This window comes from Pantoea phytostimulans (genome assembly GCF_046118715.1).
GTDB lineage: Bacteria > Pseudomonadota > Gammaproteobacteria > Enterobacterales > Enterobacteriaceae > Pantoea > Pantoea phytostimulans.
Genome location: NZ_CP173698.1, coordinates 3,320,480 through 3,343,839 on the forward strand (window position 1 = coordinate 3,320,480; position 23,360 = coordinate 3,343,839).

At 49.3% G+C, this 23,360-nt stretch carries 17 protein-coding genes, 4 tRNA genes and 1 riboswitch; of the genes, 16 read left to right on the forward strand and 5 right to left on the reverse strand.

Features of this window, described 5'->3' with window-relative positions; all coding sequences use genetic code 11:
- Positions 1-33 precede the first annotated feature (33 nt).
- Both murB and birA read left to right on the forward strand, forming a co-directional pair.
- Positions 34-1,071, forward strand: a complete 1,038-nt coding sequence (gene murB / locus ACF2G4_RS15545; RefSeq protein ID WP_332624902.1) for a UDP-N-acetylmuramate dehydrogenase — start codon at positions 34-36, stop codon at positions 1,069-1,071.
- On the forward strand, positions 1,068-2,027 hold the full coding sequence (gene birA, locus ACF2G4_RS15550) for a bifunctional biotin--[acetyl-CoA-carboxylase] ligase/biotin operon repressor BirA (RefSeq protein WP_332624901.1): 960 nt from the start codon (positions 1,068-1,070) through the stop codon (positions 2,025-2,027). Before murB ends, birA begins: the two co-directional genes overlap by 4 nt.
- Before the next feature lie 49 nt (positions 2,028-2,076).
- Here birA and coaA read toward each other — a convergent pair whose 3' ends face one another.
- Positions 2,077-3,024, reverse strand: coding sequence for a type I pantothenate kinase (gene coaA / locus ACF2G4_RS15555; RefSeq protein ID WP_243080127.1), 948 nt, complete (start codon positions 3,022-3,024; stop codon positions 2,077-2,079).
- Positions 3,025-3,708: 684 nt separating this feature from the next.
- On the opposite strand from coaA, the gene ACF2G4_RS15560 reads away from it, so the two are divergent.
- From ACF2G4_RS15560 to rpoC, 13 genes are all read left to right on the forward strand, one after another.
- Positions 3,709-3,784 (forward strand) — tRNA-Thr (locus tag ACF2G4_RS15560).
- A gap of 7 nt (positions 3,785-3,791) precedes the next feature.
- Positions 3,792-3,876 (forward strand) — tRNA-Tyr (locus ACF2G4_RS15565).
- A gap of 193 nt (positions 3,877-4,069) precedes the next feature.
- Positions 4,070-4,144: transfer RNA gene (locus tag ACF2G4_RS15570), tRNA-Gly, on the forward strand.
- Between the two features lie 5 nt (positions 4,145-4,149).
- Positions 4,150-4,225 (forward strand) — tRNA-Thr (locus ACF2G4_RS15575).
- Between the two features lie 108 nt (positions 4,226-4,333).
- Entirely contained in the window at positions 4,334-5,518 is a 1,185-nt protein-coding gene (gene tuf, locus ACF2G4_RS15580) for an elongation factor Tu (RefSeq protein WP_409075112.1), read from the forward strand.
- Positions 5,519-5,747: 229 nt separating this feature from the next.
- A complete protein-coding gene (gene secE / locus ACF2G4_RS15585; protein ID WP_215847949.1) occupies positions 5,748-6,131 on the forward strand; it encodes a preprotein translocase subunit SecE in 384 nt (127 codons plus the stop codon).
- Position 6,132: 1 nt separating this feature from the next.
- A complete protein-coding gene (gene nusG / locus ACF2G4_RS15590; protein WP_306208808.1) occupies positions 6,133-6,678 on the forward strand; it encodes a transcription termination/antitermination protein NusG in 546 nt (181 codons plus the stop codon).
- A gap of 150 nt (positions 6,679-6,828) precedes the next feature.
- Positions 6,829-7,257 carry a 50S ribosomal protein L11 gene (gene rplK / locus ACF2G4_RS15595; RefSeq protein WP_215847947.1) on the forward strand — a complete coding sequence of 143 codons (429 nt, stop codon included), beginning with the start codon at positions 6,829-6,831 and terminating at the stop codon, positions 7,255-7,257.
- 3 nt (positions 7,258-7,260) lie between these two features.
- Positions 7,261-7,965 carry a 50S ribosomal protein L1 gene (rplA, locus tag ACF2G4_RS15600; RefSeq protein ID WP_215847946.1) on the forward strand — a complete coding sequence of 235 codons (705 nt, stop codon included), beginning with the start codon at positions 7,261-7,263 and terminating at the stop codon, positions 7,963-7,965.
- A 297-nt stretch (positions 7,966-8,262) separates the two neighbouring features.
- Positions 8,263-8,760, forward strand: a complete 498-nt coding sequence (gene rplJ / locus ACF2G4_RS15605) for a 50S ribosomal protein L10 (RefSeq protein WP_215847945.1) — start codon at positions 8,263-8,265, stop codon at positions 8,758-8,760.
- Positions 8,761-8,826: 66 nt separating this feature from the next.
- Positions 8,827-9,189, forward strand: a complete 363-nt coding sequence (gene rplL, locus ACF2G4_RS15610) for a 50S ribosomal protein L7/L12 (protein WP_215847944.1) — start codon at positions 8,827-8,829, stop codon at positions 9,187-9,189.
- A gap of 330 nt (positions 9,190-9,519) precedes the next feature.
- Entirely contained in the window at positions 9,520-13,548 is a 4,029-nt protein-coding gene (rpoB, locus tag ACF2G4_RS15615; protein ID WP_243080123.1) for a DNA-directed RNA polymerase subunit beta, read from the forward strand.
- Positions 13,549-13,681: 133 nt separating this feature from the next.
- Positions 13,682-17,905, forward strand: a complete 4,224-nt coding sequence (gene rpoC, locus ACF2G4_RS15620; RefSeq protein WP_243080122.1) for a DNA-directed RNA polymerase subunit beta' — start codon at positions 13,682-13,684, stop codon at positions 17,903-17,905.
- 51 nt (positions 17,906-17,956) lie between these two features.
- On the opposite strand, the gene ACF2G4_RS15625 is transcribed toward rpoC, so the two are convergent.
- The gene (locus ACF2G4_RS15625) at positions 17,957-18,145 is read right to left on the reverse strand and encodes a DUF1127 domain-containing protein (protein ID WP_215847942.1); all 189 of its coding nucleotides are present in this window, start codon (positions 18,143-18,145) and stop codon (positions 17,957-17,959) included.
- A 174-nt stretch (positions 18,146-18,319) separates the two neighbouring features.
- On the opposite strand from ACF2G4_RS15625, the gene ACF2G4_RS15630 reads away from it, so the two are divergent.
- The gene (locus tag ACF2G4_RS15630) at positions 18,320-19,786 is read left to right on the forward strand and encodes a PLP-dependent aminotransferase family protein (protein ID WP_409075113.1); all 1,467 of its coding nucleotides are present in this window, start codon (positions 18,320-18,322) and stop codon (positions 19,784-19,786) included.
- 188 nt (positions 19,787-19,974) lie between these two features.
- Here the strand turns inward: ACF2G4_RS15630 and thiE are convergent, their stop codons facing one another.
- The 3 genes from thiE to rsd all read right to left on the reverse strand — a co-directional run bounded on the left by thiE (position 19,975) and on the right by rsd (position 23,317).
- Entirely contained in the window at positions 19,975-20,607 is a 633-nt protein-coding gene (gene thiE / locus ACF2G4_RS15635; RefSeq protein WP_409075114.1) for a thiamine phosphate synthase, read from the reverse strand.
- The gene (gene thiC / locus ACF2G4_RS15640) at positions 20,604-22,532 is read right to left on the reverse strand and encodes a phosphomethylpyrimidine synthase ThiC (RefSeq protein WP_409075115.1); all 1,929 of its coding nucleotides are present in this window, start codon (positions 22,530-22,532) and stop codon (positions 20,604-20,606) included. Before thiC ends, thiE begins: the two co-directional genes overlap by 4 nt.
- An 89-nt stretch (positions 22,533-22,621) precedes the next feature.
- A riboswitch (TPP riboswitch) is annotated at positions 22,622-22,720 on the reverse strand.
- 90 nt (positions 22,721-22,810) lie between these two features.
- Positions 22,811-23,317, reverse strand: coding sequence for a sigma D regulator (rsd, locus tag ACF2G4_RS15645; protein WP_215847939.1), 507 nt, complete (start codon positions 23,315-23,317; stop codon positions 22,811-22,813).
- Between the last annotated feature and the right edge of the window lie 43 nt (positions 23,318-23,360).

The following is a 23,360-nucleotide window of genomic DNA, read 5'->3' on the forward strand; positions in this document are numbered from 1 at the left end:
CTACTAAAAGTTTAAATTAGTTAAGGCCGTAAAATGTCTATCCAGCATCCTTCCTTAAAAGCCGACAACACGCTTGGTCTCGATGTCAGTACACAAATGCGTATTGTTGCAAAATCCCCTGAAGATATTTTAAAAGCTTGGCAGGCAAGCCAAATCGAGCATTCTCCATTCCTTATTCTGGGTGAAGGAAGTAATGTACTTTTCATGGAAAATTTTGACGGGACAGTTGTACTCAATCGAATCAAGGGGATCGAGATTCGCGAGGAAACTGAAAGTTGGAAGCTACATGTAGGAGCTGGAGAGAATTGGCATCGACTGGTCCAGATTACCTTGGAAAAAGGTATTCCAGGCTTGGAAAACCTGGCTTTAATACCTGGAATGGTGGGTTCTTCGCCAATTCAAAATATTGGTGCCTATGGCCTCGAATTAAAAGATGTCTGTGAGTATGTCGATATACTCAATTTACGGACAGGAAAAACGGAAAGACTGCAGCAGAATGAATGCCAATTCGCTTATCGAGATAGTATCTTCAAACACCAATATCAGTTTGGGTATGCGATCATCGCTGTAGGATTCAAATTAAAAAAGAAATGGCAACCAATATTGTCATATGGTGATTTAAGGTCGTTAAACCCCGCTACAGTAACTGCATGGGAAGTCTATAACGCTGTTTGCAATATGCGGCAAAGTAAACTGCCTAATCCTGCGGTAACGGGGAATGTAGGCAGTTTCTTTAAAAACCCTGTAGTTAGCTATGAGAAAGCTGCCACGCTAATATCATGCTTTCCTGATATACCTCATTATCCGCAAGCTTCGGGTGAGATTAAATTAGCAGCGGGTTGGTTAATTGACCAATGTCAGCTGAAAGGATTTCGCATTGGAGGAGCTGCGGTGCATGAGCAACAAGCATTAGTTTTAATCAATGCTGATAATGCTTCCCCGCAAGATATTGTTACTCTGGCTAAAGTAGTGCGTGCTCAGGTTGGAAAAAAATTTGAAGTGTGGCTTGAGCCAGAAGTAAGGTTTATTCAAGCCCAAGGTGAATGCAATGCGGTTGAGGTAATATCATGAAAGATCACAGCGTTCCGCTCAAGCTGGTTGAAATATTATCTGATGGAGAATTTCATTCAGGTGAACAACTTGGTGAGCTGCTCGGCATGAGCCGGGCAGCTATTAATAAGCATTTTCAAACTCTAAAAGGCTGGGGCCTGGATATCTACACTGTAACCGGTAAAGGTTATAGCTTGCCGTCGCCAATGAAATTGTTAAATGAAGCAGAAATTATAGCTAAGTTGAAGAATCCTAACTTGGCCGTTATCCCTGTTATCGATTCGACTAATCAGTATTTATTGGATCGAATAAATGAACTTCAGTCGGGTGATGCTTGTATTGCTGAATATCAACAAGCGGGCCGTGGACGACGTGGACGACAGTGGTTTTCTCCATTCGGCGCAAATTTATATATGTCAATGTACTGGCGGTTGGAGCAAGGCCCTGCTGCTGCGATGGGGCTTAGTTTAGTTATTGGCATAGTCATGGCTGAAACTTTGCAAGCTTTAGGCGCAGAAAAAGTAAGGGTCAAATGGCCAAACGATCTTTATCTTAATGATCGTAAACTTGCAGGCATATTGGTGGAGTTAACCGGAAAAACAGGCGATGCTGCGCAAATTGTTATAGGCGCTGGCATCAATTTAGCTATGCGTAGCGCTGAAGCGACTCAAATTAACCAAGGTTGGATTAATCTGCAAGAAGCGGATGTCAACATTGATCGAAATGAGCTCGCCGCTAAGCTTATAAACAGTTTACGTGAAGCATTATCTGTATTTGAAGTCGATGGCCTAAAGCCCTTTATAACGCGTTGGGCAGCGCTGGATAATTTCATTAATCGCCCGGTGAAATTACTTATAGGTGAACGGGAAGTTCACGGTATTGCCCGAGGCGTTGATGATCAAGGTGGCTTATTGTTAGAGCAAGATGGCCAAATTAAATCTTGGATCGGTGGTGAAATTTCTTTAAGACCAAATTAAATAAAAGCCTGCTTAAAAGCAGGCATTTATATTTATAATTGCCAACACACTATTTTCTTAAGCGTACTTTGTCGACAGCATGGTTGCTACTTTTAGTCATTATTAGACTCGCCCGCTCGCGTGTTGGTAGTATATTTTCTTTTAAATTCAACCAGTTGATCTCTTTCCATAAGTTGCTGGCTATTTCGACCGCTTCATTTTCAGGTAATTGAGAATAATGGTGAAAATAGGAGTCAGGATCGCTAAATGCTCCTTGGCGAAATTTCAAAAATCGATTGATATACCAATTTTTTAAAAGCTCTTCTTCGGCATCAACATAAATGGAAAAGTCCACAAAGTCAGATACAAATACGTGATGAGGATCGTGGGGATAATCCATGCCGCTTTGTAAAACGTTTAACCCTTCCAGGATAAGTATGTCAGGTTGGTGAACAATCTTGTCACCATCAGGAATGACATCATAAGTAAGATGAGAATAAACAGGTGCTGTTACCTGCCTCGCTCCTGATTTCAGGTCGGAGACAAAATTCACCAAGCGGTGCATATCATACGATTGTGGAAAACCTTTTTTCTTCATCAAACCACGCTCTTTGAGCACGGCATTAGGATGAAGAAATCCATCAGTAGTAATCAACTCCACCTTACGATGCTCTGGCCAGCGACTCAGGAGCGCTTGTAATACACGAGCTGTAGTACTTTTACCCACCGCAACACTGCCAGCAATACTTATTATATAGGGAATCTTTTGCCCGTTAGTGCCTAAGAATTGTTCCAGCACAGCTTGACGACGCAAGTTCGAGCTGATGTAAAAATTTAGAAGGCGAGAAAGAGGCAAATAAATTTCAGCAACTTCTTCCAATGAAAGATCTTCATTGATTCCTTTTAATTGTGCGATTTCATCCTCTGATAAGGTCATTGGAACAGAATCGCGCAATGCAGCCCATTGCGTACGAGTGAACTGTAAGTAAGGCGTTGTGAGTTGTGTTGTTTTGTCCATAAGCATATCTGGCAGCAATTTTTCCACCAAGCATGATTTCCTTAGAGGCAACATCATAACGAAGATGGAGTGCTGTCTACTGTTTTAAGGTCGGGAACATTGGAATGGAGGGTATCACCAGTATGGCTTTTGAAAGAAGCAAAAAGATATTTGCGTTACTGCTTTCGCAAGCGAGACCGCATTTTTGCTGTAACTGTAGTGAGTTGACTTGATTGAGAAACATAAAGGTGGGTAGGTAAAAGAGATGATTGGCGGTAGTGCACATCGGGGTCATTCACAACATTCGTTATCCAGCCGCTATATGTTGTGTTTGGTTGATGGTGAATCATCTAATACGAGCGCTATATAGAGATAAAATTCTCATACTGACTTTTCTTTAACCTAAACGTACCAAAAAAGGGAGCCTTAGAGCAGTACTACAAAGTTGTAAGAAGCAAATCTTCATTGTTTTTCATCTGCCAGGAGGGCTAGCGAAATTCTTTTCTAGAAAATGATGAGCTTTAAATCTAAAAACACGTACTGCACTTTTGATTATTCTATGGAAAAGACAACGTAATCGAGCAATTTTTCTTCAAAATTAGCCTGATTTGCTTTGATTCGCACAAATAGTAAGCGAAAGAACAAAAATAGCGATTTTTTTGTTGCATCAAACCGCCGACCTTCCTAGAATGCGCGTCACTTGATGCCGGCTTAGCTCAGTTGGTAGAGCAACTGACTTGTAATCAGTAGGTCACCAGTTCGATTCCGGTAGCCGGCACCATCAAGTAGGTGGGATTCCCGAGCGGCCAAAGGGAGCAGACTGTAAATCTGCCGTCACAGACTTCGAAGGTTCGAATCCTTCTCCCACCACCATTTCAACCCTCGGGTTGAGAACTGATAAACAATCAGTTTATCTGTCAGGTGAGTCACTTCTTCTCACCCTGAATTCAGATTGTGCATTAGCGCAGTCAAAGCCAGTCAGCAACGCTGACAGGCTAAGAATAGTAGGGGGACTTCTCTTACTATTCACAAGCTACAGAAAGAACAGGTAGCCGAGTTCCAGGATGCGGGCATCGTATAATGGCTATTACCTCAGCCTTCCAAGCTGATGATGCGGGTTCGATTCCCGCTGCCCGCTCCAGATGTGCTGATATGGCTCAGTTGGTAGAGCGCACCCTTGGTAAGGGTGAGGTCCCCAGTTCGACTCTGGGTATCAGCACCACTTCCTTTATCTCCCTCCTGATTTTCTCTCTGTAATTCCTTGCAGTCAGGCACTGCCTGGTTAATGTCATGATATCTTTGATATATCCGTGTCTTAGAGGGACAAACGATGGCTAAAGAACAATTTCAACGTAACAAACTGCACGTAAACGTGGGCACCATCGGTCACGTTGACCACGGTAAAACCACCCTGACTGCAGCAATCACTACCGTTCTGGCTAAAACCAGCGGTGGTCAGGCTCGTGCATTCGATCAAATCGATAGCACCCCAGAAGAGAAAGCGCGCGGGATCACCATCAACACCGCTCACGTTGAGTATGAAACCGCTACTCGTCACTACGCACACGTTGACTGCCCAGGCCACGCCGATTATGTAAAAAACATGATCACCGGTGCTGCGCAGATGGACGGCGCGATCCTGGTTGTTGCTGCGACTGACGGCCCAATGCCTCAGACCCGTGAGCACATCCTGCTGGGTCGTCAGGTTGGCGTTCCTTACATCATCGTGTTCCTGAACAAGTGCGACATGGTTGATGATGAAGAGCTGCTGGAACTGGTTGAGATGGAAGTCCGTGATCTGCTGACTCAGTATGATTTCCCAGGCGACGATACTCCAATCGTTCGTGGTTCTGCTCTGAAAGCGCTGCAAGGCGAAGCTGAGTGGGAAGAGAAAATCATCGAACTGGCTGGATTCCTGGATACCTACATCCCAGAGCCAGAGCGTGCAATTGACAAGCCGTTCCTGCTGCCAATCGAAGACGTATTCTCAATCTCTGGCCGTGGTACTGTTGTTACCGGTCGTGTTGAGCGCGGCATCGTTAAAGTCGGCGACGAAGTTGAAATCGTTGGTATCAAAGATACCGTGAAATCAACCTGTACCGGCGTTGAAATGTTCCGCAAACTGCTGGATCAGGGTCAGGCTGGCGAAAACTGTGGTGTTCTGCTGCGCGGTATCAAGCGTGAAGACATCCAGCGTGGACAGGTTCTGGCTAAGCCAGGCTCAATCAAGCCACACACCCAGTTCGAATCAGAAGTTTATATTCTGTCGAAAGACGAAGGCGGCCGTCATACTCCGTTCTTCAAAGGCTACCGTCCACAGTTCTACTTCCGTACAACTGACGTGACTGGCTCAGTAGAGCTGCCAGAAGGCGTTGAGATGGTAATGCCGGGAGACAACATCAAAATGATTGTTACCCTGATTCACCCAATCGCTATGGACGATGGTCTGCGCTTCGCAATCCGTGAAGGCGGCCGTACCGTTGGTGCGGGCGTTGTTGCCAAAGTTATCGCATAATTATCGATAACATTTGACGCAATGCACACGAAAAGGGCATCATTTGATGCCCTTTTTGCACGCTGTCTCATAGAACCTGGCTCATCAGTGATTTTCAACCATAATCATTGTTGAGACAGGCTCTGTTATGCGGCGTTGGATGCCGAGTTACGCCCCAAAAGCTCATTCGGTTTGGATGCCTCGCACTGCGGGGCAGAATAGTTTCTGAATTATTGTGGCAGGTTGGTTTATGAGTGCGAATACCGAAGCTCAAGGGAGCGGGCGCGGCCTGGAAGCGGTAAAGTGGCTGGTCGTAGCAGTGTTGTTACTCGCGGCAATTGTGGGTAATTATTACTTTCGCGATGTGACATTACCTCTGCGTGCGCTAGCTGTGGTCGTGCTGATCGCAGCGGCTGGCGGCATAGCGCTTTTAACGATAAAAGGCAAAGCGACCGTGGCTTTTGCACGTGAAGCAAGAACCGAAATGCGTAAGGTCATTTGGCCGACTCGCCAGGAAACGCTGCACACCACGTTAATCGTTGCCGCGGTTACCGCCGTGATGTCACTGATTTTGTGGGGGCTAGATGGTATTCTGGTCCGTCTGGTATCGTTTATCACTGGCCTGAGGTTCTGAGATGTCTGAAGCTCCAAAAAAACGCTGGTACGTCGTGCAGGCGTTTTCCGGTTTTGAAGGCCGCGTAGCGCAATCACTACGTGAGCACATCAAATTGCACAACATGGAAGAACTGTTTGGCGAAGTTATGGTTCCAACTGAAGAAGTGGTTGAGATCCGTGGCGGTCAGCGTCGTAAAAGCGAGCGCAAGTTTTTCCCCGGTTACGTTCTGGTACAGATGGTCATGAATGACGCTAGTTGGCACCTCGTACGCAGCGTTCCTCGCGTTATGGGGTTCATCGGTGGTACATCTGACCGCCCAGCGCCAATAAGCGACAAAGAAGTCGACGCGATTATGAACCGCCTGCAGCAGGTTGGAGATAAGCCGCGTCCTAAAACGATGTTCGAGCCAGGCGAAATGGTCCGTGTTAGTGATGGTCCGTTTGCTGACTTTAATGGTGTGGTGGAAGAGGTGGATTACGAGAAGAGCCGCCTGAAAGTGTCCGTTTCAATATTTGGACGTGCTACCCCTGTCGAACTCGACTTTGGTCAGGTAGAAAAAGGCTAACTTTTTCTGCTCATAATTTAGCTATTGCAGCAGGCGCGAAATTTCACTACAATTTCGCGCCTTTTGTTTTTATGCGCTCTTGCTAGCGTATAAATCGTTATCACGGGGAGCCTGTCTATTCAGGCGCTAAAACCCAATTGAGGAAATATCATGGCTAAGAAAGTACAAGCCTACGTCAAGCTGCAGGTTGCAGCTGGTATGGCGAACCCAAGTCCACCGGTTGGTCCAGCTCTGGGTCAGCAGGGTGTTAACATCATGGAATTCTGTAAAGCGTTCAACGCTAAGACCGAATCTTTAGAGAAAGGTCTGCCGACTCCTGTTGTTATCACTGTATACAGCGACCGTTCTTTCACCTTCGTTACTAAAACGCCTCCAGCCGCCGTTCTGCTGAAAAAAGCAGCAGGCATCAAATCTGGTTCTGGTAAGCCGAATAAAGACAAAGTCGGTAAAGTAACGCGTACTCAGGTACGTGAAATCGCAGAAACCAAAGCTGCGGACATGACTGGTTCTGACGTTGAAGCGATGACTCGCTCCATCGAAGGTACTGCTCGTTCCATGGGCCTGGTAGTAGAGGATTAAGAAATGGCTAAGCTGACCAAGCGCATGAGCGTGATCCGCGACAAAGTGGACGCGACTAAACAGTATGACATCGCTGAAGCCGTTGCTCTGCTGAAAGAACTGGCTACTGCTAAATTCGTAGAAAGCGTTGACGTTGCTGTTAACCTCGGCATCGACGCTCGTAAATCTGATCAGAACGTACGTGGCGCAACTGTGCTGCCACACGGTACTGGCCGTTCAGTACGCGTTGCTGTATTTGCCCAAGGCGCAAATGCAGAAGCTGCTAAAGCAGCTGGCGCTGAGCTGGTAGGTATGGAAGATCTGGCTGATCAGATCAAAAAAGGCGAAATGAACTTTGACGTTGTTATTGCATCTCCAGATGCAATGCGCGTTGTTGGCCAGTTAGGCCAGGTTCTGGGCCCACGTGGTCTGATGCCAAACCCTAAAGTTGGTACTGTAACGCCTAACGTTGCTGAAGCAGTTAAAAATGCTAAAGCGGGTCAGGTTCGTTATCGTAACGACAAAAACGGCATCATCCATACCACCATCGGTAAAGTGGATTTTGACGCTGACAAATTGAAAGAAAACCTGGAATCTCTGCTGGTTGCGCTGAAAAAAGCAAAACCATCACAGGCGAAAGGCGTGTACATCAAGAAAGTCAGCCTCTCCACCACCATGGGTGCTGGTCTTGCCGTTGATCAGGCTGGTCTGAGCGCAACAGCAAACTAATTGCTGCTTGAAACGGGCGAAAAATTCACCTAGAATCTTACGCCCGTTATGCGTATACGCATGCCAAAGTATTTAGGTTGGAGCCAGGCCTTATCCTGGCCTCCGTCCAAGACCGCAGGAGCTGCACATTTTCGGATGTAACGCTTAATCCCCTGCGTAGACGGTGACAGAACCAAAAGAATTTTTTCTTAGCTGGATTCTGCTCACCGTGTAATAGCGCTTATTTTCCCTCGGGATAAGTAAGTGAAGTGAGTTCCGGGGAAATCCTTCCCCGGTCAAATCCAGGAGCTAAAGCTAATGGCATTAAATCTTCAAGACAAACAAGCGATTGTTGCTGAAGTCAGCGAAGTAGCCAAAGGTGCGCTTTCAGCGGTTGTTGCGGATTCTCGTGGCGTTACCGTTGATAAAATGACCGAACTGCGTAAAGCAGGTCGTGAAGCTGGCGTTTACATGCGTGTTGTCCGCAACACCTTGCTGCGCCGCGTCGTTGAAGGTACTCAGTTTGAGTGCCTGAAAGACACGTTTGTTGGTCCGACCCTGATTGCATATTCTATGGAACACCCGGGCGCTGCTGCTCGTCTGTTCAAAGATTTCGCGAAAGCGAATGCAAAATTTGAGGTCAAAGCTGCGGCCTTTGAAGGTGAGCTGATCACGGCGGCTGATATTGACCGTCTGGCAACTCTGCCGACCTACGAAGAAGCATTGGCACGTCTGATGTCGACCATGAAAGAAGCCGCTGCAGGCAAATTGGTCCGCACTCTGGCTGCTGTTCGCGATGCAAAAGAAGCGGCTTAAGGCCAAATTCTTTTTCTTCGTACTTGCTAACGTATAAACTTTTTCTGATTCTTAGGAACAATACACATGTCTATCACTAAAGACCAAATTCTGGAAGCTGTTGCAGCTATGTCCGTAATGGAAGTAGTTGAGCTGGTTTCTGCTATGGAAGAAAAATTCGGCGTTTCTGCTGCTGCTGCTGTAGCTGTTGCTGCTGGCCCAGCTGAAGCTGTTGAAGAGAAAACTGAATTCGACGTCGTACTGAAAGCTGTTGGCGCGAACAAAGTTGCAGTAATCAAAGCCGTACGTAGCGCAACTGGTCTGGGCCTGAAAGAAGCCAAAGATCTGGTTGAAGCAACTGGCGTGATCAAAGAAGGCATCAGCAAAGATGACGCAGCTGCACTTGAAGCTGCTCTGAAAGAAGCTGGCGCTGAAGTTGAAGTTAAGTAAGACAACCTTAGGGTTGCAGTCTGAGTAGTTTCAGACTGATGGCTGGTGACTTTATGGTCACCAGCCTTTTTGCGCTACAGGGCCTCAATGGGGTTTCACACTGTTTGTCCATTGTTGCTCTTCAATATCTTTCTCTATCGACGACTTGATATACCGCTTTTCTGTGAGGGTTCCCTGCCCACACTAAAGCGATGAAATGATTTAAGAGTGATAGAAAGAGGTATTGCACATACTGCCGCGCAGTCTGTGAATCAAACAAAATCGTGTTGCATGAACTGTCCTTTCAGGACGGACAGCGTGGGTCGACTTGTCAGCTAGCTGAGGAACCCTATGGTTTACTCCTATACCGAGAAAAAACGTATTCGTAAGGATTTTGGTAAACGTCCACAAGTTTTGGACATACCTTATCTCCTTTCCATCCAGCTTGATTCGTTCCAGAAGTTTATCGAGCAAGATCCAGAAGGTCAGTACGGACTGGAAGCTGCATTCCGTTCCGTCTTCCCTATCGCGAGCTACAGCGGCAATTCAGAATTGCAGTATGTGAGCTATCGTCTGGGTGAACCTGTCTTTGACGTGAAAGAGTGTCAGATCCGTGGCGTGACCTACTCGGCACCGCTGCGCGTGAAACTGCGTCTGGTGATCTATGAGCGCGAAGCGCCAGAAGGCACCGTAAAAGACATTAAAGAACAAGAAGTCTACATGGGCGAAATTCCGCTCATGACCGACAACGGTACCTTTGTTATCAACGGTACTGAGCGTGTTATCGTTTCTCAGCTGCACCGTAGTCCTGGCGTGTTCTTCGACAGCGATAAGGGTAAAACCCACTCTTCGGGTAAAGTGCTGTACAACGCACGCATTATTCCTTATCGCGGTTCATGGCTCGATTTTGAGTTCGACCCGAAAGACAACCTTTTTGTCCGTATTGACCGTCGTCGTAAGCTGCCGGCCACTATCATTCTGCGCGCACTGCAATACACCACTGCACAAGTTCTCGATATTTTCTTCGAGAAAGTGGTGTTTGAAATCCGTGATAACAAGCTGCAGATGGAATTGGTGCCTGAGCGCCTGCGCGGTGAAACCGCCACCTTCGATATCGAAGCAAACGGCACGGTATACGTTGAGAAAGCGCGTCGCATCACTGCTCGCCACATTCGTCAGCTGGAAAAAGATGGCATTCAGCACATCGAAGTACCGGTTGAATACATTGCGGGCAAAGTGGTCTCTAAAGATTATATCGATGAGAGCACAGGTGAACTGATCATTGCTGCCAACATGGAGCTGTCGCTGGATCTGCTGGCTAAATTGAGCCAAGCCGGTCACAAGCGCATTGAAACGCTGTTCACTAACGACCTGGATCACGGCCCTTATATCTCCGAGACCCTGCGTGTTGACCCAACCAGCGATCGTCTGAGCGCACTGGTTGAGATCTACCGCATGATGCGTCCTGGTGAGCCGCCAACGCGTGAAGCCGCAGAGAACTTGTTTGAGAACTTGTTCTTCTCTGAAGATCGTTACGATCTCTCCGCTGTAGGCCGTATGAAGTTCAACCGTTCATTGCTGCGTGATGAAATCGAAGGCTCAGGTATCCTGAGCAAAGAAGACATCATCGAAGTTATGAAGAAACTGATCGATATCCGTAACGGTAAAGGCGAAGTGGACGATATCGACCACCTCGGTAACCGTCGTATTCGTTCAGTCGGTGAAATGGCTGAGAACCAGTTCCGTGTTGGTCTGGTACGTGTTGAGCGTGCAGTGAAAGAGCGTCTTTCTCTGGGCGACCTTGATACGTTGATGCCTCAGGACATGATCAACGCCAAGCCGATTTCGGCGGCGGTGAAAGAGTTCTTCGGTTCGAGCCAGCTGTCACAGTTTATGGATCAGAACAACCCGTTGTCAGAGATCACGCATAAGCGTCGTATTTCTGCTCTCGGTCCGGGCGGTTTGACGCGTGAGCGTGCCGGCTTTGAAGTGCGTGACGTACACCCAACGCACTACGGTCGTGTTTGCCCAATCGAAACGCCGGAAGGTCCAAACATCGGTCTGATCAACTCCTTGTCTGTTTATGCACAGACCAATGAGTATGGCTTCCTGGAAACCCCGTATCGTCGTGTTATCGACAGTGTGGTTTCTGATGAAATTCATTACCTCTCTGCAATTGAAGAGGGTAACTACGTTATCGCTCAGGCGAACGCCGAACTTGATGAAAACGGTGCGTTTGTTGATGACCTGGTAACTTGCCGTAGCAAAGGCGAATCAAGCTTGTTCAGCCGCGATCAGGTTGACTACATGGACGTTTCCACCCAGCAGGTGGTTTCTGTCGGTGCGTCACTGATTCCGTTCCTGGAACACGATGACGCCAACCGCGCCTTGATGGGTGCGAACATGCAACGTCAGGCCGTTCCAACTCTGCGTGCTGATAAGCCGCTGGTTGGTACAGGTATGGAGCGCGCAGTTGCGGTTGACTCCGGTGTTACCGCCGTAGCGAAACGTGGTGGTACTGTTCAGTACGTTGATGCTTCTCGTATCGTTATCAAAGTTAACGAAGACGAAATGCATGCGGGCGAAGCCGGTATCGACATTTACAACCTGACTAAATACACCCGTTCTAACCAGAACACCTGCATCAACCAGATGCCTTGCGTGTCCCTGGATGAGCCGGTTGAGCGCGGCGACGTGTTGGCAGATGGTCCGTCCACCGATCTCGGTGAACTGGCACTGGGCCAGAACATGCGCGTAGCGTTCATGCCGTGGAACGGTTACAACTTCGAAGACTCCATCTTAGTCTCCGAGCGTGTCGTTCAGGAAGATCGCTTCACCACCATTCATATCCAGGAACTGGCGTGTGTGTCTCGTGACACCAAGCTGGGGCCAGAAGAAATCACGGCTGATATCCCTAACGTGGGTGAAGCTGCGCTTTCTAAACTGGATGAGTCCGGCATCGTTTATATCGGTGCAGAAGTGACTGGTGGTGACATTCTGGTCGGTAAAGTGACGCCTAAAGGCGAAACTCAGCTGACCCCAGAAGAAAAACTGCTGCGTGCCATCTTCGGTGAAAAAGCGTCTGACGTGAAAGATTCGTCACTGCGCGTACCGAACGGTGTTTCGGGCACGGTTATTGACGTTCAGGTCTTTACCCGCGATGGCGTGGAAAAAGACAAGCGTGCGCTGGAAATCGAAGAGATGCAGCTGAAGCAGGCCAAGAAAGACCTGTCTGAAGAACTGAAGATCTTCGAAGCTGGCCTGTTCAGCCGTATTCAAGCGGTACTGATTTCTGGTGGCGTTGAAGCGGATAAGTTGGACAAACTGCCTCGTGAGCGCTGGTTAGAACTCGGCCTGACTGATGAAGCTAAGCAAAACCAGCTGGAACAGCTGGCAGAGCAGTACGATGAGCTGAAGCACGAGTTTGAGAAAAAACTCGAAGGTAAGCGTCGTAAGATCACCCAAGGCGATGATTTGGCACCAGGCGTGTTGAAAATCGTTAAGGTTTATCTGGCTGTTAAACGTCAGATCCAACCGGGTGACAAGATGGCTGGTCGTCACGGTAACAAAGGTGTTATCTCCAAGATCAACCCGATCGAAGATATGCCTTACGATGAGAACGGCACGCCGGTCGACATCGTACTGAACCCGCTGGGCGTACCATCACGTATGAACATCGGTCAGATCCTTGAGACGCACTTAGGTATGGCGGCGAAAGGTATCGGCGAGAAGATCAACGCCATGCTGAAGAAGCAGGAAGAGGTCGCAAAACTGCGTGACTTTATCCAGCGTGCTTACGATCTGGGTAGCGACCTTCGTCAGACAGTTGATCTGAACACCTTCAGCGATGATGAAGTGCTGCGTTTGGCTGAGAACCTGAAAAAAGGTATGCCAATCGCGACGCCAGTGTTCGACGGCGCGAAAGAAAGCGAAATCAAAGAGCTGTTAGAGCTCGGCGGCTTGCCTTCTTCGGGTCAGATTACGCTGTTTGATGGTCGTACCGGTGAACAGTTCGAACGTCAGGTAACCGTAGGTTATATGTACATGCTGAAACTCAACCACTTGGTTGATGACAAGATGCATGCGCGTTCTACCGGTTCCTATAGCCTGGTTACTCAGCAGCCGCTGGGTGGTAAGGCGCAGTTCGGTGGTCAGCGCTTCGGTGAGATGGAAGTGTGGGCGCTGGAAGCATACGGCGCTGCATATACCCTGCAGGAAATGCTTACCGTTAAGTCTGATGACGTGAACGGTCGTACTAAGATGTATAAAAACATCGTAGACGGCAATCATCAGATGGAACCGGGCATGCCAGAATCCTTCAACGTACTGTTGAAAGAGATTCGCTCGCTGGGTATCAACATTGAGCTGGAAGACGAGTAACCCTGAATTTTAAGCCGCAGCCCTCTGTGCAGCGGCTTAATACAGGGCTAAAGCGCTCGCAATTGTACTGGTTATGGGGCGTTCAATTTCGGTTGAACGCCCCTGAGAGTCTCACTCCGACGGGAGCTAATCCGTGAAAGACTTACTAAAGTTTCTAAAAGCGCAGACTAAAACCGAAGAGTTTAATGCGATCAAGATTGCGCTGGCTTCGCCAGACATGATCCGTTCATGGTCTTTCGGTGAAGTCAAAAAGCCGGAAACCATCAACTACCGTACCTTCAAGCCAGAGCGCGATGGTCTGTTCTGTGCCCGTATCTTTGGGCCGGTAAAAGACTACGAATGCCTGTGCGGGAAGTACAAGCGCCTGAAGCATCGCGGAGTGATCTGTGAGAAATGCGGCGTTGAAGTAACCCAAACTAAAGTGCGTCGTGAGCGCATGGGCCACATTGAACTGGCGTCGCCAACTGCGCACATCTGGTTCCTGAAGTCACTGCCATCACGTATCGGTTTGCTGCTGGATATGCCACTGCGCGATATCGAGCGCGTGCTCTATTTTGAATCTTACGTTGTTATCGAAGGTGGCATGACCAACCTCGAGAAACGTCAGATTCTGACTGAAGAGCAATACCTTGATGCGTTAGAAGAGTTCGGTGACGAATTCGACGCTAAAATGGGCGCCGAAGCGATTCAGGCCCTGTTGAAAAACATGGATCTGGAGCAAGAGTGCGAGCAGCTGCGTGAAGAGCTGAACGAAACCAACTCTGAAACCAAGCGTAAAAAACTGACCAAGCGTATCAAGCTGCTGGAAGCGTTCGTTCAGTCTGGTAACAAGCCAGAGTGGATGATCCTGACCGTGCTGCCTGTATTGCCACCGGATTTGCGTCCGCTGGTACCGCTGGACGGCGGCCGCTTCGCGACTTCAGATCTGAACGATCTGTATCGCCGCGTGATTAACCGTAACAACCGTTTGAAACGTCTGCTGGATCTGGCTGCGCCAGACATCATCGTTCGTAACGAAAAACGTATGTTGCAGGAAGCCGTTGATGCATTGCTGGATAACGGTCGTCGCGGTCGTGCGATCACCGGTTCCAACAAGCGTCCGCTGAAATCGCTCGCTGACATGATCAAAGGTAAGCAGGGTCGTTTCCGTCAGAACCTGCTGGGTAAACGTGTCGACTACTCTGGTCGTTCGGTTATCACCGTAGGTCCATACCTGCGCCTGCATCAGTGCGGTCTGCCTAAGAAAATGGCACTTGAGCTGTTCAAACCGTTCATTTACGGCAAGTTGGAGCTGCGTGGCCTGGCCACCACCATCAAAGCCGCGAAGAAAATGGTTGAACGCGAAGAAGCGGTTGTCTGGGATATCCTTGACGAAGTGATCCGTGAGCACCCGGTTCTGCTGAACCGTGCGCCTACGCTGCACCGTCTGGGTATTCAGGCCTTTGAACCGGTTCTGATCGAAGGTAAAGCGATCCAGCTGCACCCGCTGGTTTGTGCGGCCTATAACGCCGACTTCGATGGTGACCAGATGGCTGTTCACGTACCGCTAACGCTGGAAGCCCAGCTGGAAGCGCGTGCGCTGATGATGTCGACCAACAACATTCTGTCCCCAGCGAACGGCGAGCCAATCATCGTTCCTTCTCAGGACGTTGTTCTGGGTCTGTACTACATGACCCGCGACAAAGTGAATGCTAAAGGCGAAGGCATGGTGCTGACCGGCCCTAAAGAAGCTGAGCGTGTATACCGCGCTGGCTTGGCTGAGCTGCATGCACGCGTCAAAGTGCGTATCACTGAATACAGCAAAAACGAGCAAGAAGAATTCGTTGCGAAAACCAGCATCATCGACACCACCATTGGTCGTGCGATTCTGTGGATGATCGTACCGCAAGGTCTGCCTTACTCCATCGTCAACCAGGCGCTGGGTAAAAAAGCTATCTCTAAAATGCTGAACACCTGTTACCGCATTTTGGGCCTGAAGCCGACCGTTATCTTTGCTGACCAGACGATGTACACCGGTTTCGCATACGCTGCCCGTTCAGGCGCGTCTGTGGGTATCGACGACATGGTTATTCCAGCTAAGAAAGTGGAAATCATTGCCGAAGCAGAAGCTGAAGTTACTGAGATTCAGCAGCAGTTCCAGTCTGGTCTGGTTACCGCTGGCGAACGTTACAACAAAGTCATCGATATCTGGGCTGCCGCGAATGAGCGTGTAGCGAAGGCGATGATGGAAAACCTCTCTACTGAAACCGTGATTAACCGTGACGGCGTAGAAGAGAAACAGGTTTCCTTTAACAGCATCTTTATGATGGCCGACTCTGGTGCGCGTGGTTCTGCTGCACAGATTCGTCAGCTGGCCGGTATGCGTGGTCTGATGGCGAAACCAGATGGCTCCATCATTGAAACGCCAATTACTGCGAACTTCCGCGAAGGCTTGAACGTACTTCAGTACTTCATCTCGACGCACGGTGCACGTAAAGGTCTTGCGGATACCGCACTGAAAACAGCTAACTCCGGTTATCTGACGCGTCGTCTGGTTGACGTTGCGCAGGATTTGGTTGTTACAGAAGACGATTGTGGCACGCACGAAGGCATCATGATGACACCTGTCATCGAAGGTGGCGACGTTAAAGAGCCGCTGCGTGAACGTGTTCTTGGTCGTGTAACTGCTGAAGATGTATTGAAGCCTGGCACCGCAGATATTCTGGTTCCACGTAACACGCTGATGCATGAACACATCTGTGACCTGTTGGAAGAGAACTCTGTCGACAGCGTTAAAGTCCGTTCTGTAGTAGGTTGTGAAACCGATTTTGGTGTGTGTGCGCATTGCTATGGTCGCGACCTGGCACGTGGTCACATCATCAACAAAGGTGAAGCGATCGGTGTTATCGCTGCGCAGTCCATCGGTGAGCCGGGTACACAGCTGACAATGCGTACGTTCCACATCGGTGGTGCGGCATCGCGTGCGGCAGCTGAATCCAGCATTCAGGTGAAGAACAAAGGTACCATCAAGCTGACCAACGCTAAGTCGGTAACGAACTCTGCTGGCAAGCTGGTGATCACCTCGCGTAACGTCGAACTGAAAATGATCGACGAATTCGGACGCACCAAAGAAAGCTATAAAGTGCCTTACGGTGCTGCTATGGCGAAAGGTGACGGCGAGCAGGTTGCTGCAGGCGAAACTGTAGCGAACTGGGATCCGCATACCATGCCGGTTATCACGGAAGTGGGCGGTTATATTCGCTTCACTGACATGATCGATGGCCAAACCATCACGCGTCAGACAGATGACTTAACGGGTCTGTCATCGCTGGTGGTATTGGACAGCGCCGAGCGTACTGCTGGTGGTAAAGATCTGCGTCCTGCGCTGAAAATTGTTGATGCTAACGGTGATGATGTCTTGATCCCAGGCACCGACATGCCAGCTCAGTACTTCCTGCCGGGCAAAGCGATTGTTCAGCTGGAAGATGGCGTCAAGATCAGTGCGGGTGATACGCTGTCGCGTGTTCCGCAAGAATCTGGCGGTACTAAGGATATTACCGGTGGTCTGCCACGCGTTGCTGACTTGTTCGAAGCGCGTCGCCCGAAAGAGCCAGCTATCCTGGCGGAGATCAGCGGTATCATCTCCTTCGGTAAAGAGACTAAAGGCAAGCGTCGCTTAGTGATTACACCAGTCGACGGTAGCGAGCATTACGAAGAGATGATTCCGAAATGGCGTCAGCTGAACGTGTTCGAAGGTGAACGTGTTGAGCGTGGTGACGTGGTTTCCGATGGCCCAGAATCTCCACATGACATCCTGCGCTTGCGTGGCGTTCATGCGGTGACGCGTTACATCACTAACGAAGTGCAGGAAGTTTACCGTCTGCAAGGCGTTAAGATTAACGATAAGCACATCGAAGTCATCGTTCGTCAGATGCTGCGTAAAGCGACCATCCAGAGCGCGGGCAGTGCCGACTTCCTGGAAGGTGAGCAAGCAGAATTCTCTCGCATCAAGATCGCTAACCGCGAACTGGAAGCGAACGGAAAAGTTGCTGCAACCTTTATGCGTGACCTGCTGGGTATCACCAAAGCGTCACTGGCAACCGAATCGTTCATCTCTGCCGCATCGTTCCAGGAAACAACACGTGTCCTGACCGAAGCAGCCGTTGCGGGCAAACGCGACGAACTGCGTGGCCTGAAAGAGAACGTAATCGTGGGTCGTCTGATCCCAGCCGGTACCGGTTACGCTTATCATCAGGAGCGTACACGTCGCCGTCAGATTGGCGAAGTGCCGGCAGCACCGCAGGTCACTGCGGATGAAGCCTCAGCGAGCCTGGCTGAACTGTTGAACGCCGGTCTCGGCGGTAGCGACAACGATTAATCGTTAGCCGCATAATAAAAAACCCTGCCTCGGCAGGGTTTTTTTATGTCTTTAATTTAACTTGTTCCATTCATCGCGGCTGATACCAATATCTTTCAACTGAGTATCACTCAGCCTCGACAATATTATTCGCGTTTCGCGGCGCAGCTGCCAATTTTTAAAGCTATGCCATAAAACGCGTATCAAAAGGAGTGGGGTCCCTGAAAAAGGTTTCGCTGCTCGATTCTCTTCATATCCCATGATCTTACCCTCAGTAATGTGCCTGAGAGTTATTTTCGGCTTCTAAACTGTAATGATACAGACTCAAAAATCACCTTTATTTAACATACAGATTGCAATGTAATCGAACTGAATGGTAAAAATAACCTCAATCTGTATTGAATTATTTCTTATACGCTTAATGTGAGGCATACGATGACGCGCTATCAACATCTGGCAACGCTGCTGGCTCAGCGTATTGAACAGGGTCTTTATCGCAGTGGTGAACGTCTGCCCTCAGTACGGACGTTAAGCGCTGAGCATGGCGTCAGTATTAGCACCGTGCAGCAGGCGTATCATCTGCTTGAGGAGAAACAGCTAATCACGCCACAACCTCGCTCTGGCTATTTTGTTGCCTCGAGAAAAGCAACGCCGCCGATGCCTGCCTTGACGCGTCCAGCACAGCGACCAGTAGAAATTACGCAATGGGATGGGGTGCTTGAGTTGCTGGATAGCCGTTTAGAAGATGACATTCTGCAATTGGGTAGCGGCATGCCAGACCTAACGCAGTCAACGTTAAAGCCACTCTGGAAAGCCTTTAGCCGTCAGGCGCAAAAGCAGGAGACGTATCTACTTAACTACGACAATCTTTATGGCGTCGTTGCACTGCGCGAACAAATTGCGCGCCTGTCAATTGATAGCGGTTGTCAGCTCACCGCTGAAGACATTGTCATTACGACGGGGTGTCATGAAGCTTTGTCGGTTTCAATTCGCGCTGTATGTGAGCCGGGCGACATCATTGCTGTTGAGTCGCCTTCGTTTCACGGCATTATGCAAACGCTGCGTGGTTTTGGTATTCGCGCCATCGAAATCCCTACCGATTCGGTGAGTGGAATTAGCCTTGAAGCATTAGAGCTGGCGTTTGAGCAATGGCCAATCAAAGCCGTTGTTGTTGTGCCCAATTGCAATAATCCGCTGGGTTTCATCATGCCCGAAAATCGTAAACGCGCCTTGCTGGCTTTAGTGCAACGTTTTGATGCTGCGGTCATTGAGGATGACGTGTACGGCGAGCTCGCATGGGAATATCCACGTCCATCCACCATCAAATCTTTGGATATGGATGGCCGCGTTTTGCTGTGCAGCTCATTCTCCAAAACACTGGCACCGGGTCTGCGTGTTGGTTGGGTTGCACCGGGTCGTTATCGCGATCGAGTATTACATATGAAATATATCGTCACCGGTTCTACTGCAACCCAGCCGCAGCATGCAGTGGCCGATTTCATTCGGCAGGGACATTATTTACCGCATCTGCGTCGTATGCGGCAGCTCTATCAGCGCAACTATGAAACTTTTAATTGCTGGGTGCGTCACTATTTCCCGTGTGGAATCTGTGTATCACGTCCACAAGGTGGCTTCCTGATGTGGGTCGAATTGCCGGAGGCATTTGATGCTGTTCGCCTTAATCGTGAACTGCGTGAATCACATATCCAAATTGCTGTCGGTTCGCTGTTTTCCGCGTCGGGTAAATATCGTAATTGCCTGCGGCTGAATTATGGACTGCCGTTAACGGACAAAACGGAGCAGGCATTGGTGCTGGTGGGCAAGGCAATAGAACGTGCTATGGCAACCTGTGCGCACGAAACTACTCAAGAGCAACAAATCGAAATCCTTGCAGCTAAGTAGTTGAGGAAGCAGGGCCAGAAAGAGGGAGAAACTGGCCCTGGCCAGGCAACGTTGTCTGGCGAGAACAACTCTACCAAGTAACAAAAAACGCGCCAGTGACTAACTTCGTCACTGCGCGCGGCTTTCCAACTTTACCTGTTCGTTTGCAGAAGTAATAACGTTAATGCGTAGCAGATTACAGAATGCGATTAAATAACCGCTTCCGGTTCGGCCAATGCCAGTAAGGTTCGCGTTGCTTCACGCCAATCCGCTGCTTGTGTAATTGCACTAACCACAGCAATGCTACCCACACCGGTTGCCAATACTTCTGGCGCTCGCGCAATACTGATACCGCCAATCGCCACGGTGGGGATATCTTGCAAACGTGCCAGATGGCGCTTCAGTTCAGTCAGCCCTTGCGGCGCAGAAGGCATCTCTTTGGTTTGTGTTGGAAAAATATGTCCAAGTGCAATGTAGGAAGGGCGCAATGCCAGCGCACGATCCAGTTCAGCATCATCATGCGTGGAAATACCCAGCCGTAATCCAGCCTGATTGATCAGCGCCAAATTCGCGACATCCAAATCCTCCTGACCAAGATGCACACCATACGCGTTGTGCTTGATGGCTAATCGCCAGTAATCATTAATAAACAGGCGTGCACGATACTGCTTACCCAACGTGATCGCCTGAACAATAGCGGGTTCGACTGCCTCATCAGGCTGATCTTTGATTCGTAGTTGAAGAGTACGCACGCCTGCTTTCAACAGGCGTTCAATCCACTCAACGTTATCAACCACCGGATAAAGCCCTAAACGTGGTGAAGTGGTGGGAAATGCATTCATAATTTTTCCTCCAGAGTCGTATCCGCTGGGTGATAAAGCTCACCTCCACGACTGCGAAAATTTTCAGACATCTGCGCCATACCCATTTCAATCGGCTGCGCTGCGGCTTCTTGTTGTGCGGCATATTCACGCACTTCCTGCGTGATTTTCATTGAGCAAAATTTCGGGCCACACATTGAGCAAAAATGCGCCACCTTGCCCGATTCTTGCGGTAGCGTTTCATCGTGATAGGCGTGCGCGGTATGGGGATCTAACGCCAGATTAAACTGATCTTCCCAACGGAATTCGAAACGCGCTTTGGACATGGCGTTATCGCGAATTTGCGCGCCAGGATGCCCTTTGGCGAGATCGGCGGCGTGAGCAGCAATTTTGTAAGTGATTAAGCCTTGCTTTACATCTTCTTTATTCGGCAGGCCAAGATGCTCTTTTGGCGTGACGTAACACAGCATCGCACAGCCAAACCAGCCAATCATGGCTGCGCCAATACCGGAAGTGAAGTGATCGTAACCCGGTGCGATGTCAGTTGTTAGTGGGCCGAGCGTATAAAAAGGGGCTTCATGGCAATGTTCAAGCTGTTCGGTCATGTTGCGGCGTATCATCTGCATCGGAACGTGGCCAGGGCCTTCAATCATTACCTGTACGTCATATTCCCAGGCAATCTTCGTCAATTCACCCAACGTATGCAGCTCGGCAAACTGCGCTTCATCGTTGGCATCCTGAATAGAACCTGGGCGTAAGCCATCTCCCAACGAAAGCGAGACATCGTATGCGGCGCAAATTTCACAAATCTCCCGAAAATGCTGATAGAGAAAGCTCTCTTTGTGATGTGACAGGCACCATTTGGCCATAATCGAACCGCCACGCGAGACAATGCCGGTCAGGCGTTTTGCCGTCATCGGCACGTAACGCAGCAGCACGCCAGCATGAATCGTAAAGTAGTCGACACCTTGCTCAGCCTGTTCTAACAGCGTATCGCGGAATATTTCCCAGTTAAGATCCTCTGCCACGCCATTCACTTTTTCCAGCGCCTGATAAATCGGTACGGTACCAATCGGAACCGGGCTGTTACGCAAAATCCACTCACGTGTTTCGTGTATATAACGGCCGGTGGAGAGATCCATTACCGTGTCAGCACCCCAACGCGTTGACCACACTAATTTTTCCACTTCTTCTTCAATAGAGGAGGTTACTGCCGAGTTCCCGATATTGGCGTTCACCTTCACCAAAAAGTTGCGACCAATAATCATCGGCTCCGATTCGGGGTGATTAATATTGGCGGGAATAATGGCGCGACCCTCGGCGACTTCCTGGCGCACAAACTCCGGCGTAATATTTTCCGGTAAATTAGCACCGAAACTGTATCCCGGATGCTGTTGCAGCAGCACTTCACCACGTATACGCTCGCGGCCCATATTTTCACGCAGTGCGATGTACTCCATTTCTGGCGTGATGATGCCCTGACGCGCGTAGTGCAATTGTGTCACCCGGCGACCGGACTTGGCACGTCGCGGTTGAGGTAAATGCTCGAAACGCAAATGATCAAGACCGTCATCGGCCAAACGCTGCTGCGTGTAAGTCGAGCTAATTTGCGTGAGATTTTCGCTGTCATCGCGATCGTTAATCCAGCCAGCACGCAGTTTTTCAAGACCGCGATGCACATCAATCTGCGCGTCTGGATCACCATAAGCGCCTGCCGTGTCATACACCGGCACGGCTTCATTCTCTTCGAAGCGAGGTTCGTCCTTGGTACCGCCAATTTGGGTGGCGCTGAGTTGAATTTCACGCATTGGCACGCGAATGTCAGCACGGCTACCGGTAATCCAAATGCGTTTAGAGTGGGGGAATGCACTGCCGCCTTGCAGGGAATCGATAAATTCCTGCGCCTGGGCACGTTGTTCGCGACGATTGGTTTTCGAAGTAGACATAGCAATTTTCCAGTTAAGGGGGAACGTTGCTTGTCCGGAGTTCGGAAGGAGTAAGCGATACGATGGACAAAAATAGTGCCAGCGTACTAAGAAGATTTACTCTTGTTCCCTACGCAGGTTCTAACCTGGTCAGGTTCCGCGGATCCCGAATAAACGGTCTCAGCCCGAAGGCACTCCGACAAGAAATTAAAAACGGGTTTATCAGACTGGCGTCATCAAAACCCGTTCAGCATAAAAGGGCTTTTAGGTAATCACAAGACTTTTACATGTGATTAACGTTAAGCGGGACGAGCCATCTGGCTGTCATTGGCGACCGGCGGGCGCGCCAGCTGTTGATCCCACGCCAGCTGAATCAATTTATCTTCCAGCGTGAAGCGGGTTTCTAAAACTTCGCCGACTTCAGAAAGCGCTTTCTGGAAAGTCACGCAGTTATCATCGTCAATTGCCTGTTGCAAATGACCATCATACAGCTGCATCAAACGTTCCGTATTGGCTTCAAGCGGCGGATAGATCTGCGCAGCAGCAATCATCGGACTGTCGCCACTCATTTCACTAATAATGCGCTCGTAAATATTGAAGTGTCCGGCAGAAAGGTAATCCACCAAGCCGTGACAAAAATTATCCAACGCCTGTTCATCCAGCGTCGTTAAAGCTTCTTTATTGGGTTTCAATCCTACCAAATGGTAATAGGCGACTAAGAGTTGGCGACGGGCTTCAAGCCACGAATCCACCAGTTCGTTGCTGCCACCTACGCGCTCGGCCAGGACGTCTAACTGGTTAAGCATATCTAACTCCATGTGAGTTATAGTTGTTTATCTACACACTTAA

Bases quoted from the DNA above. Each gene is read 5' to 3' on its own strand.
- murB (WP_332624902.1), top strand. From the start codon at position 34: ATGTCTATCCAGCATCCTTCCTTAAAAGCCGACAACACGCTTGGTCTC.
- birA (WP_332624901.1), top strand. From the start codon at position 1,068: ATGAAAGATCACAGCGTTCCGCTCAAGCTGGTTGAAATATTATCTGAT.
- coaA (WP_243080127.1), bottom strand. From the start codon at position 3,024: ATGGACAAAACAACACAACTCACAACGCCTTACTTACAGTTCACTCGT.
- tuf (WP_409075112.1), top strand. From the start codon at position 4,334: ATGGCTAAAGAACAATTTCAACGTAACAAACTGCACGTAAACGTGGGC.
- secE (WP_215847949.1), top strand. From the start codon at position 5,748: ATGAGTGCGAATACCGAAGCTCAAGGGAGCGGGCGCGGCCTGGAAGCG.
- nusG (WP_306208808.1), top strand. From the start codon at position 6,133: ATGTCTGAAGCTCCAAAAAAACGCTGGTACGTCGTGCAGGCGTTTTCC.
- rplK (WP_215847947.1), top strand. From the start codon at position 6,829: ATGGCTAAGAAAGTACAAGCCTACGTCAAGCTGCAGGTTGCAGCTGGT.
- rplA (WP_215847946.1), top strand. From the start codon at position 7,261: ATGGCTAAGCTGACCAAGCGCATGAGCGTGATCCGCGACAAAGTGGAC.
- rplJ (WP_215847945.1), top strand. From the start codon at position 8,263: ATGGCATTAAATCTTCAAGACAAACAAGCGATTGTTGCTGAAGTCAGC.
- rplL (WP_215847944.1), top strand. From the start codon at position 8,827: ATGTCTATCACTAAAGACCAAATTCTGGAAGCTGTTGCAGCTATGTCC.
- rpoB (WP_243080123.1), top strand. From the start codon at position 9,520: ATGGTTTACTCCTATACCGAGAAAAAACGTATTCGTAAGGATTTTGGT.
- ACF2G4_RS15625 (WP_215847942.1), bottom strand. From the start codon at position 18,145: ATGGGATATGAAGAGAATCGAGCAGCGAAACCTTTTTCAGGGACCCCA.
- ACF2G4_RS15630 (WP_409075113.1), top strand. From the start codon at position 18,320: ATGACGCGCTATCAACATCTGGCAACGCTGCTGGCTCAGCGTATTGAA.
- thiE (WP_409075114.1), bottom strand. From the start codon at position 20,607: ATGAATGCATTTCCCACCACTTCACCACGTTTAGGGCTTTATCCGGTG.
- thiC (WP_409075115.1), bottom strand. From the start codon at position 22,532: ATGTCTACTTCGAAAACCAATCGTCGCGAACAACGTGCCCAGGCGCAG.
- rsd (WP_215847939.1), bottom strand. From the start codon at position 23,317: ATGCTTAACCAGTTAGACGTCCTGGCCGAGCGCGTAGGTGGCAGCAAC.